Source organism: Streptomyces sp. NPDC006134 (assembly GCF_040628835.1).
Classification (GTDB): Bacteria; Actinomycetota; Actinomycetes; order Streptomycetales; family Streptomycetaceae; genus Streptomyces.
The window spans coordinates 106553-115444 of sequence record NZ_JBEXTV010000022.1 but is presented as its reverse complement, the minus strand read 5'-3'; the positions used below and the strand labels follow the sequence as shown (position 1 = coordinate 115444).

The 8892-nt window shown below is 66.8% G+C and carries 17 protein-coding genes; all 17 read left to right on the top strand.

Translation table 11 applies throughout. The features are described from left to right. Positions 1–614: 614 nt before the first annotated feature. The 17 genes from rpsJ (at position 615) to rplF (ending at position 8891) form a co-directional block, all read left to right on the top strand. Positions 615–923 carry a 30S ribosomal protein S10 gene (gene rpsJ / locus ABZ340_RS17070; RefSeq protein WP_003948644.1) on the top strand — a complete coding sequence of 103 codons (309 nt, stop codon included), beginning with the start codon at positions 615–617 and terminating at the stop codon, positions 921–923. 18 nt (positions 924–941) lie between these two features. Continuing rightward, positions 942–1586: a 50S ribosomal protein L3 gene (rplC, locus tag ABZ340_RS17065; RefSeq protein WP_029380970.1), complete on the top strand. Its 645-nt coding sequence runs from the start codon at positions 942–944 to the stop codon at positions 1584–1586. Positions 1587–1594: 8 nt separating this feature from the next. Continuing rightward, the gene (gene rplD, locus ABZ340_RS17060; protein ID WP_358782560.1) at positions 1595–2254 is read left to right on the top strand and encodes a 50S ribosomal protein L4; all 660 of its coding nucleotides are present in this window, start codon (positions 1595–1597) and stop codon (positions 2252–2254) included. Next, positions 2254–2673: a 50S ribosomal protein L23 gene (gene rplW, locus ABZ340_RS17055; RefSeq protein ID WP_358782559.1), complete on the top strand. Its 420-nt coding sequence runs from the start codon at positions 2254–2256 to the stop codon at positions 2671–2673. Before rplD ends, rplW begins: the two co-directional genes overlap by 1 nt. A gap of 51 nt (positions 2674–2724) precedes the next feature. Beyond that, a complete protein-coding gene (gene rplB / locus ABZ340_RS17050; RefSeq protein WP_029380973.1) occupies positions 2725–3561 on the top strand; it encodes a 50S ribosomal protein L2 in 837 nt (278 codons plus the stop codon). Positions 3562–3573: 12 nt separating this feature from the next. Next, entirely contained in the window at positions 3574–3855 is a 282-nt protein-coding gene (gene rpsS, locus ABZ340_RS17045) for a 30S ribosomal protein S19 (RefSeq protein ID WP_006130777.1), read from the top strand. Between the two features lie 44 nt (positions 3856–3899). Beyond that, a complete protein-coding gene (gene rplV / locus ABZ340_RS17040) occupies positions 3900–4247 on the top strand; it encodes a 50S ribosomal protein L22 (RefSeq protein WP_037733110.1) in 348 nt (115 codons plus the stop codon). Next, on the top strand, positions 4247–5083 hold the full coding sequence (gene rpsC, locus ABZ340_RS17035; RefSeq protein ID WP_190134826.1) for a 30S ribosomal protein S3: 837 nt from the start codon (positions 4247–4249) through the stop codon (positions 5081–5083). Before rplV ends, rpsC begins: the two co-directional genes overlap by 1 nt. 5 nt (positions 5084–5088) lie before the next feature. Beyond that, positions 5089–5508 carry a 50S ribosomal protein L16 gene (rplP, locus tag ABZ340_RS17030; RefSeq protein WP_029380975.1) on the top strand — a complete coding sequence of 140 codons (420 nt, stop codon included), beginning with the start codon at positions 5089–5091 and terminating at the stop codon, positions 5506–5508. Next, a complete protein-coding gene (gene rpmC, locus ABZ340_RS17025) occupies positions 5508–5732 on the top strand; it encodes a 50S ribosomal protein L29 (RefSeq protein ID WP_029380976.1) in 225 nt (74 codons plus the stop codon). Before rplP ends, rpmC begins: the two co-directional genes overlap by 1 nt. Beyond that, complete coding sequence (gene rpsQ, locus ABZ340_RS17020; RefSeq protein WP_044383233.1) at positions 5732–6019, top strand: 30S ribosomal protein S17; 288 nt, start codon at positions 5732–5734, stop codon at positions 6017–6019. The genes rpmC and rpsQ overlap by 1 nt, the downstream gene beginning before the upstream one ends. Before the next feature lie 256 nt (positions 6020–6275). Next, complete coding sequence (gene rplN, locus ABZ340_RS17015) at positions 6276–6644, top strand: 50S ribosomal protein L14 (RefSeq protein WP_003998823.1); 369 nt, start codon at positions 6276–6278, stop codon at positions 6642–6644. Positions 6645–6646: 2 nt separating this feature from the next. Next, the gene (gene rplX, locus ABZ340_RS17010) at positions 6647–6970 is read left to right on the top strand and encodes a 50S ribosomal protein L24 (protein WP_029380977.1); all 324 of its coding nucleotides are present in this window, start codon (positions 6647–6649) and stop codon (positions 6968–6970) included. Next, positions 6970–7527 carry a 50S ribosomal protein L5 gene (gene rplE, locus ABZ340_RS17005; protein ID WP_358782558.1) on the top strand — a complete coding sequence of 186 codons (558 nt, stop codon included), beginning with the start codon at positions 6970–6972 and terminating at the stop codon, positions 7525–7527. Before rplX ends, rplE begins: the two co-directional genes overlap by 1 nt. A gap of 5 nt (positions 7528–7532) precedes the next feature. After that, complete coding sequence (locus ABZ340_RS17000; protein WP_003956452.1) at positions 7533–7718, top strand: type Z 30S ribosomal protein S14; 186 nt, start codon at positions 7533–7535, stop codon at positions 7716–7718. A gap of 213 nt (positions 7719–7931) precedes the next feature. Beyond that, the gene (gene rpsH, locus ABZ340_RS16995) at positions 7932–8330 is read left to right on the top strand and encodes a 30S ribosomal protein S8 (RefSeq protein ID WP_029380979.1); all 399 of its coding nucleotides are present in this window, start codon (positions 7932–7934) and stop codon (positions 8328–8330) included. A 21-nt stretch (positions 8331–8351) separates the two neighbouring features. Continuing rightward, positions 8352–8891 (top strand): 50S ribosomal protein L6, encoded by a 540-nt coding sequence (gene rplF, locus ABZ340_RS16990; protein WP_358782557.1) that lies wholly within the window; start codon positions 8352–8354, stop codon positions 8889–8891. Position 8892: the final 1 nt, after the last annotated feature.

The following is an 8892-nucleotide window of genomic DNA, read 5'->3' as shown; positions in this document are numbered from 1 at the left end:
TCGAGACTTTCTGCTGGTCGGCCCCGTGTTTAACCGGCCCGGCGGACCCGCCGCCGGGCGGCACGGTCCGGAGCAGGTCCGGCGTGAGTCCGCCGCGCGTCCCGCGCAGGCCCCCCCCGCACGTCACGCAGCGTCCGGTTCAGGACCCTCTCCGGAGCCGGACGCGCCCCGAGGACCACCCACGGACCCCCACGGACCCGCCGGAAAACGGCCCCCGGTTTGACCTACGTCACCTCCGGGGTAATCTCTTCCGCTCGATTGGCGTCGCCCCTGCCCCGTATGGCAGACTGTCCGAGTTGCTCGGTCGAGTGTTGATGCTGCGCGCCTCCCGCCGGGAGGACCGGAAGCGAGTCCCACGGTACTCGTCAACCCCATGCGGGTTGGAAGTACGGGAATCTTCCGGGAAGCGTGGGCGCGGCACCGGCCAGGCACCCGGTGGGCCTCTCGCCCCCGGCTCGCGGTACCGGAAGGGCCGTGTGCAATCCCGCAGGGATGTTCGAACAAGGGACATCTGTGTCAGCGGGAGTGCGACACGCCCGACCGCGTGGGTCGGAGGAGACGGGCAGCAGACTCCGGGTTCCAGAGCGTTAGAGAGACAGGACTACGAAGTAGCCATGGCGGGACAGAAGATCCGCATCCGGCTCAAGGCCTACGACCACGAGGTCATCGACTCTTCGGCGAAGAAGATCGTCGAGACGGTGACCCGCACGGGTGCGTCGGTCGCGGGCCCGGTGCCGCTGCCCACTGAGAAGAACGTGTACTGCGTCATCAAGTCGCCGCACAAGTACAAGGACTCGCGCGAGCACTTCGAGATGCGCACGCACAAGCGCCTGATCGACATCCTCGACCCGACCCCCAAGACCGTTGACTCTCTGATGCGACTCGACCTCCCGGCCGGTGTCGACATCGAGATCAAGCTCTGAGGCCGGTGATCTGAAGAGATGGCTAAGCAGATCAAGGGCATCCTGGGCGAGAAGCTCGGCATGACGCAGGTGTGGGACGAGAACAACCGTGTCGTCCCGGTCACCGTCGTCAAGGCCGGACCCAACGTCGTCACCCAGGTCCGTACCAACGACGTCGACGGCTACGAGTCCGTCCAGATCGCCTTCGGCGAGATCGACCCGCGCAAGGTGAACAAGCCCCTCAAGGGCCACTTCGCCAAGGCCGACGTCACCCCCCGTCGTCACCTCGTCGAGATCCGCACGTCGGACGCCTCCGAGTACACGCTGGGCCAGGAGATCACCGCCGAGGTGTTCGAGGCCGGCGTGAAGGTCGACGTGACCGGCAAGAGCAAGGGCAAGGGCTTCGCCGGTGTCATGAAGCGCCACAACTTCCGTGGCCTCGGCGCCGGGCACGGCACCCAGCGCAAGCACCGCTCGCCCGGTTCCATCGGTGGCTGCGCCACCCCGGGCCGCGTGTTCAAGGGCCTCCGCATGGCGGGTCGCATGGGCAACGAGCGGGTCACCACCCAGAACCTGACCGTCCACGCCGTTGACGCGGAGAAGGGCCTGCTGCTCATCAAGGGCGCGGTTCCCGGTCCGAACGGCGGCCTCGTCCTGGTCCGCACCGCGGCCAAGGGGGCCTGAGGTAACCGATGAGCACTGTTGACATCCTTTCGCCGGCGGGCGAGAAGGCCGGGTCCGTCGAGCTCCCCGCGGAGATCTTCGGCGTCGAGAAGGTCAGCGTCCCGCTGATCCACCAGGTCGTCGTCGCGCAGCTGGCTGCCGCCCGTCAGGGCACGCACAAGACCAAGACCCGCGGTGAAGTCCGTGGTGGCGGCAAGAAGCCGTACCGCCAGAAGGGCACCGGCCGCGCCCGTCAGGGCTCGACCCGCGCGCCGCAGTTCGCCGGTGGTGGCGTCGTGCACGGTCCCGTGCCGCGCGACTACTCGCAGCGGACCCCGAAGAAGATGAAGGCCGCGGCCCTGCGCCACGCCCTCACCGACCGGGCCCGCCACAACCGCATCCACGTCGTCACCGGCGTGGTCGAGGGCGAGACCCCCTCCACGAAGGCCGCCAAGAGCCTGTTCGGCAAGATCAGCGAGCGCAAGAACCTGCTCCTGGTCGTCGACCGCTCCGACGAGGCCGCGTGGCTGTCCGCCCGCAACCTGCCCCAGGTCCACATCCTGGAGCCGGGCCAGCTGAACACGTACGACGTTCTCGTCTCGGACGACGTGGTCTTCACCAAGGCCGCTTTCGAGTCCTTCGTCGCCGGCCCGCAGACGGCCAACGACACCGAAGGGAGCGAGGCCTGATGGCTACCCGTCACCCCTCCATCGCCTCGAAGGCCGCCAAGGCCGCCAAGGAGGCGCGCGTCAAGAAGGCGCGTCGCCACGCCACCGAGGGCAAGAACACCGTTGTCACCCCGGCGAGCAAGGCGTACACGGACCCCCGTGACGTGCTGCTCAAGCCGGTCGTGTCGGAGAAGAGCTACGCGCTCATCGACGAGAACAAGTACACGTTCATCGTCGACCCGCGTGCCAACAAGACCCAGATCAAGGAGGCCGTCCAGTCGGTCTTCTCGGTCAAGGTCACCGGGGTCAACACGATCAACCGCGTCGGCAAGCGCAAGCGGACCCGCACCGGCTTCGGCCAGCGCGCCGCCACCAAGCGCGCGATCGTGACCCTCGCTGAGGGCGACCGTATCGACATCTTCGGCGGTCCGACCGCGTAAGCGGTCGGGATCGTCCAGATTTCGGAAATCACTTCCGAGGACTGAGAGACAATGGGTATCCGCAAGTACAAGCCGACGACTCCTGGCCGTCGTGGCGCCAGCGTCGCCGACTTCGTCGAGGTCACGCGGTCCACGCCGGAGAAGTCGCTGGTCCGCCCGCTGCACAGCAAGGGCGGCCGTAACAACGCCGGTCGTGTGACCGTGCGCCACCAGGGTGGCGGACACAAGCGCGCCTACCGCGTGATCGACTTCCGTCGTCACGACAAGGACGGCGTGCCGGCGAAGGTCGCGCACATCGAGTACGACCCCAACCGCACCGCGCGCATCGCGCTGCTGCACTACGCCGACGGCGAGAAGCGCTACATCCTCGCGCCGCGCGGCCTCCAGCAGGGCGACCGCATCGAGAACGGTCCCGGGGCCGACATCAAGCCGGGCAACAACCTTGCCCTGCGCAACATCCCGGTCGGTACCACGCTGCACGCCATCGAGCTGCGTCCGGGCGGCGGCGCGAAGTTCGCCCGCTCCGCCGGCGCCTCCGTGCAGCTGCTCGCGAAGGAGGGCGCCTACGCCCACCTGCGCATGCCGTCCGGTGAGATCCGCCTGGTCGACGTCCGCTGCCGCGCCACCGTCGGCGAGGTCGGCAACGCCGAGCAGTCGAACATCAACTGGGGCAAGGCCGGCCGCAAGCGCTGGCTGGGCGTCCGCCCGACCGTGCGTGGTGTGGTCATGAACCCGGTCGACCACCCGCACGGTGGTGGTGAAGGACGTACCTCCGGTGGCCGCCACCCGGTGTCGCCGTGGGGCAAGAAGGAAGGCCGTACTCGTTCGCCCAAGAAGGCGTCGAACAAGTACATCGTCCGCCGCCGCAAGACGAACAAGAAGCGCTAAGGACGGGTTGAGATGCCTCGTAGCTTGAAGAAGGGGCCCTTCGTCGACGACCACCTGATGAAGAAGGTGGACGCCCAGAACGAAGCGGGCACCAAGAACGTCATCAAGACCTGGTCCCGTCGCTCGATGATCGTCCCGGCGATGCTGGGCCACACGATCGCGGTGCACAACGGCAAGACCCACATCCCGGTGTTTGTCACCGAGTCGATGGTCGGCCACAAGCTCGGCGAGTTCTCGCCGACCCGCACCTTCCGGGGCCACGTCAAGGAAGACCGGAAGTCGAAGCGCCGCTAACGGCGGGGTGCAAACGACCAATGACAAACACTGAAGGGACAACCATGGAAGCCAGGGCCCAGGCGCGGTACATCCGCGTCACGCCCATGAAGGCCCGCCGTGTGGTGGACCTCATCCGTGGCCTGGACGCCACGGAGGCTCAGGCGGTCCTGCGTTTCGCCCCGCAGGCCGCGAGCGTGCCGGTCGGCAAGGTGCTGGACAGCGCCATCGCCAACGCCGCGCACAACTACGACCACACCGATGTCGACAGCCTGTACGTCTCCGAGGCGTACGTCGACGAGGGCCCGACCCTGAAGCGGTTCCGCCCGCGCGCCCAGGGCCGCGCCTACCGGATCCGCAAGCGGACCAGCCACATCACCGTGGTCGTCAGCAGCAAGGAAGGAACCCGGTAATGGGCCAGAAGGTAAACCCGCACGGGTTCCGGCTCGGCGTTACGACCGACTTCAAGTCGCGCTGGTACGCCGACAAGCTCTACAAGGACTACGTCAAGGAAGACGTCGCCATCCGTCGGATGATGACGTCCGGCATGGAGCGCGCCGGCATCTCCAAGGTGGAGATCGAGCGCACCCGTGACCGCGTCCGCGTGGACATCCACACCGCGCGTCCGGGCATCGTCATCGGCCGCCGTGGCGCCGAGGCCGACCGCATCCGCGGCGACCTCGAGAAGCTCACGGGCAAGCAGGTCCAGCTGAACATCCTCGAGGTCAAGAACCCCGAGACCGACGCTCAGCTCGTGGCCCAGGCCGTCGCCGAGCAGCTCTCCTCCCGCGTCTCCTTCCGCCGCGCCATGCGCAAGAGCATGCAGTCGGCGATGAAGGCGGGCGCCAAGGGCATCAAGATCCAGTGCGGTGGCCGCCTCGGCGGCGCCGAGATGTCCCGCTCGGAGTTCTACCGCGAGGGCCGTGTGCCCCTGCACACGCTCCGCGCGAACGTGGACTACGGCTTCTTCGAGGCCAAGACGACCTTCGGCCGCATCGGTGTGAAGGTCTGGATCTACAAGGGCGACGTCAAGAACATCGCCGAGGTCCGCGCCGAGAACGCCGCTGCCCGCGCCGGCAACCGCCCGGCCCGTGGTGGCAACGACCGCCCGGCCCGTGGTGGCCGCGGTGGCGAGCGTGGCGGTCGCGGTCGCAAGCCGCAGCAGCAGTCGGCTCCGGCTGCCGAGGCCCCCAAGGCCGAGGCGCCCGCCGCCGCCGCTCCGGCTGAGAGCACCGGAACGGAGGCCTGACCACCATGCTGATCCCCCGTAGGGTCAAGCACCGCAAGCAGCACCACCCCAAGCGCAACGGCATGTCCAAGGGTGGCACGCAGGTTGCGTTCGGCGAGTACGGCATCCAGGCGCTGACCCCGGCCTACGTCACGAACCGCCAGATCGAGGCGGCTCGTATCGCCATGACCCGTCACATCAAGCGTGGCGGCAAGGTCTGGATCAACATCTACCCGGACCGTCCGCTGACGAAGAAGCCGGCCGAGACCCGCATGGGTTCCGGTAAGGGTTCTCCGGAGTGGTGGGTCGCGAACGTCAAGCCCGGACGCGTCATGTTCGAGCTGTCGTACCCCAACGAGAAGATCGCCCGTGAGGCGCTGACCCGTGCGGCCCACAAGCTGCCGATGAAGTGCCGGATCGTCAAGCGCGAGGCAGGTGAAGCGTGATGTCGGCCGGTACCAAGGCGTCCGAGCTGCGCGAGCTGGGCAACGAGGAGCTGCTGAACAAGCTCCGCGAGGCCAAGGAAGAGCTGTTCAACCTCCGCTTCCAGGCGGCGACGGGCCAGCTCGAGAACCACGGCCGTCTGAAGGCGGTCCGCAAGGACATCGCCCGGATCTACACCCTCATGCGTGAGCGTGAGCTCGGCATCGAGCAGGTGGAGAACGCCTGATGAGCGAGAACAACGTGACTGAGCAGAAGACCGAAGCGCGCGGCTTCCGTAAGACCCGCGAGGGCTACGTCGTCAGCGACAAGATGGACAAGACCGTCGTCGTCGCCGTCGAGGACCGCGTCAAGCACGCGCTGTACGGCAAGGTCATCCGCCGTACGAACAAGCTCAAGGCGCACGACGAGCAGAACGCCGCGGGTGTCGGCGACCGCGTCCTCCTCATGGAGACCCGGCCGCTGTCCGCGACCAAGCGCTGGCGCGTCGTCGAGATCCTCGAGAAGGCCAAGTAATCCCTGCGGGGCTTCCCCCCAGGACAGAACCGCCAGCCCGGCGGAGTTCCGTGAAACGACTCACGGAACTCCGCCGGGAACCGGCCGAGCTGCGTGAATCACTCACGCTGACTGCGTGAGTCGTTTTACGGAGCTCGTCGGAAGGCCCCGTAATTCCTGCGGGAGTAACCCGCAGGACAGTTCCGCCAGGCTCGGCGGGGTCCGTAAAGCGATTTACGGACCCCGCCGGGAACCGGCAGACATCCAGGAGATAGACGTGATCCAGCAGGAGTCGCGACTGCGTGTCGCCGACAACACGGGTGCGAAGGAGATCCTCTGCATCCGTGTGCTCGGTGGCTCCGGTCGCCGCTACGCGGGTATCGGTGACGTCATCGTCGCCACCGTCAAGGACGCGATCCCCGGTGGCAACGTGAAGAAGGGTGACGTCGTCAAGGCGGTCATCGTTCGCACCGTGAAGGAGCGCCGCCGTCCGGACGGCTCGTACATCCGCTTCGACGAGAACGCCGCCGTCATTCTGAAGAACGACGGCGACCCTCGCGGCACCCGTATCTTCGGCCCCGTCGGCCGTGAGCTGCGCGAGAAGAAGTTCATGAAGATCATCTCCCTCGCGCCGGAGGTGCTGTGAGCATGAAGATCAAGAAGGGCGACCTGGTCCAGGTCATCACCGGCAAGGACAAGGGCAAGCAGGGCAAGGTCATCGCGGCCTTCCCCCGCGAGGACCGTGTCCTGGTCGAGGGTGTCAACCGGGTCAAGAAGCACACGAAGGCCGGGCCGACCGCCCGCGGTTCGCAGGCCGGCGGCATCGTGACCACCGAGGCCCCCATCCACGTCAGCAACGTCATGCTGGTCGTGGAGAAGGACGGCCAGAAGGTCCCGACCCGCGTCGGCTACCGCTTCGACGACGAGGGCAACAAGATCCGCGTTGCCAAGCGGACGGGTGAGGACATCTGATGACGACCACCGTGACTCCGCGTCTCAAGACGAAGTACCGCGAGGAGATCATCGGCAAGCTGCGTGACGAGTTCAAGTACGAGAACGTCATGCAGGTGCCGGGCCTCGTCAAGATCGTGGTCAACATGGGTGTGGGCGACGCCGCCCGCGACTCCAAGCTGATCGAGGGCGCCGTGCGCGACCTCACCACGATCACCGGTCAGAAGCCGGCCGTGACCAAGGCCCGCAAGTCCATCGCGCAGTTCAAGCTGCGTGAGGGTCAGCCGATCGGTGCCCACGTCACGCTCCGTGGCGACCGCATGTGGGAGTTCCTGGACCGCACCCTGTCGCTGGCGCTCCCGCGCATCCGCGACTTCCGCGGCCTGTCCCCCAAGCAGTTCGACGGCCGTGGCAACTACACCTTCGGTCTCACGGAGCAGGTCATGTTCCACGAGATCGACCAGGACAAGATCGACCGCGTCCGGGGTATGGACATCACCGTGGTCACCACGGCGACCAACGACGAAGAGGGCCGCGCCCTTCTCCGTCACCTCGGCTTCCCGTTCAAGGAGGCGTGAGCGAGATGGCGAAGAAGGCTCTGATCGCGAAGGCTGCTCGCAAGCCCAAGTTCGGTGTGCGTGCGTACACCCGCTGCCAGCGCTGCGGCCGCCCGCACTCCGTCTACCGCAAGTTCGGCCTGTGCCGTGTGTGCCTTCGTGAGATGGCTCACCGCGGCGAGCTGCCGGGCGTGACCAAGAGCTCCTGGTAATCCCCGTACGCAGGGATTCCTGAAGCTCTCGGTAAGCAACCGGGGCGGCAGGACGCCCAGCCCGCATGCCTTAGGCTTGTGGGGTTGGGCGTCTGCCGCCGCCCTTACGACTTACTACGCCGTAGGTCCACCGCGCCGCACCCGTCCCGTCTCGGATCGGGGAGAGGGATGGCGCACCAGGAAACCCCGGCGAGAGAGGCCGAAGGCCAATTCATGACCATGACTGATCCGATCGCAGACATGCTGACGCGTCTGCGGAACGCGAACTCGGCATACCACGACTCGGTGTCGATGCCGCACTCCAAGATCAAGTCGCACATCGCGGAGATCCTCCAGCAGGAGGGCTTCATCACGGGCTGGCGCGTCGAGGACGCCGAGGTCGGCAAGAACCTCGTCCTCGAGCTGAAGTTCGGCCCGAACCGTGAGCGCTCCATCGCGGGCATCAAGCGGATCTCCAAGCCCGGTCTCCGGGTGTACGCGAAGTCCACCAACCTGCCGAAGGTCCTCGGCGGCCTGGGCGTGGCGATCATCTCCACGTCCCACGGTCTCCTGACCGACAAGCAGGCGCAGAAGAAGGGCGTGGGTGGGGAAGTCCTCGCCTACGTCTGGTAGTCGGGAACGGAGGAAAAGCCAATGTCGCGTATCGGCAAGCTCCCCATCCAGGTTCCCGCCGGCGTGGACGTCACCATCGACGGCCGTACGGTTTCCGTGAAGGGCCCCAAGGGCACCCTCTCGCACACCGTTGCCGCGCCGATCGAGATCGCTAAGGGCGAAGACGGCACCCTCGCGGTGACCCGCCCGAACGACGAGCGGCAGAGCAAGGCCCTGCACGGCCTGTCCCGCACGCTGGTGGCGAACATGATCACCGGTGTGACCCAGGGATACGTCAAGAAGCTCGAGATCAGCGGTGTCGGTTACCGCGTCCAGGCGAAGGGCTCCAACCTGGAGTTCTCCCTGGGCTACAGCCACCCGATCCTGGTCGAGGCCCCCGAGGGCATCACCTTCAAGGTGGAGACCCCCACCCGTTTCTCGGTCGAGGGCATCGACAAGCAGAAGGTCGGCGAGGTTGCGGCCAACATCCGCAAGCTGCGCAAGCCCGACCCGTACAAGGCCAAGGGCGTCAAGTACGAGGGCGAAGTCATCCGCCGCAAGGTCGGAAAGGCGGGTAAGTAAG

Bases quoted from the DNA above. Each gene is read 5' to 3' on its own strand.
- rpsJ (WP_003948644.1), top strand. From the start codon at position 615: ATGGCGGGACAGAAGATCCGCATCCGGCTCAAGGCCTACGACCACGAG.
- rplC (WP_029380970.1), top strand. From the start codon at position 942: ATGGCTAAGCAGATCAAGGGCATCCTGGGCGAGAAGCTCGGCATGACG.
- rplD (WP_358782560.1), top strand. From the start codon at position 1,595: ATGAGCACTGTTGACATCCTTTCGCCGGCGGGCGAGAAGGCCGGGTCC.
- rplW (WP_358782559.1), top strand. From the start codon at position 2,254: ATGGCTACCCGTCACCCCTCCATCGCCTCGAAGGCCGCCAAGGCCGCC.
- rplB (WP_029380973.1), top strand. From the start codon at position 2,725: ATGGGTATCCGCAAGTACAAGCCGACGACTCCTGGCCGTCGTGGCGCC.
- rpsS (WP_006130777.1), top strand. From the start codon at position 3,574: ATGCCTCGTAGCTTGAAGAAGGGGCCCTTCGTCGACGACCACCTGATG.
- rplV (WP_037733110.1), top strand. From the start codon at position 3,900: ATGGAAGCCAGGGCCCAGGCGCGGTACATCCGCGTCACGCCCATGAAG.
- rpsC (WP_190134826.1), top strand. From the start codon at position 4,247: ATGGGCCAGAAGGTAAACCCGCACGGGTTCCGGCTCGGCGTTACGACC.
- rplP (WP_029380975.1), top strand. From the start codon at position 5,089: ATGCTGATCCCCCGTAGGGTCAAGCACCGCAAGCAGCACCACCCCAAG.
- rpmC (WP_029380976.1), top strand. From the start codon at position 5,508: ATGTCGGCCGGTACCAAGGCGTCCGAGCTGCGCGAGCTGGGCAACGAG.
- rpsQ (WP_044383233.1), top strand. From the start codon at position 5,732: ATGAGCGAGAACAACGTGACTGAGCAGAAGACCGAAGCGCGCGGCTTC.
- rplX (WP_029380977.1), top strand. From the start codon at position 6,647: ATGAAGATCAAGAAGGGCGACCTGGTCCAGGTCATCACCGGCAAGGAC.
- rplE (WP_358782558.1), top strand. From the start codon at position 6,970: ATGACGACCACCGTGACTCCGCGTCTCAAGACGAAGTACCGCGAGGAG.
- ABZ340_RS17000 (WP_003956452.1), top strand. From the start codon at position 7,533: ATGGCGAAGAAGGCTCTGATCGCGAAGGCTGCTCGCAAGCCCAAGTTC.
- rpsH (WP_029380979.1), top strand. From the start codon at position 7,932: ATGACCATGACTGATCCGATCGCAGACATGCTGACGCGTCTGCGGAAC.
- rplF (WP_358782557.1), top strand. From the start codon at position 8,352: ATGTCGCGTATCGGCAAGCTCCCCATCCAGGTTCCCGCCGGCGTGGAC.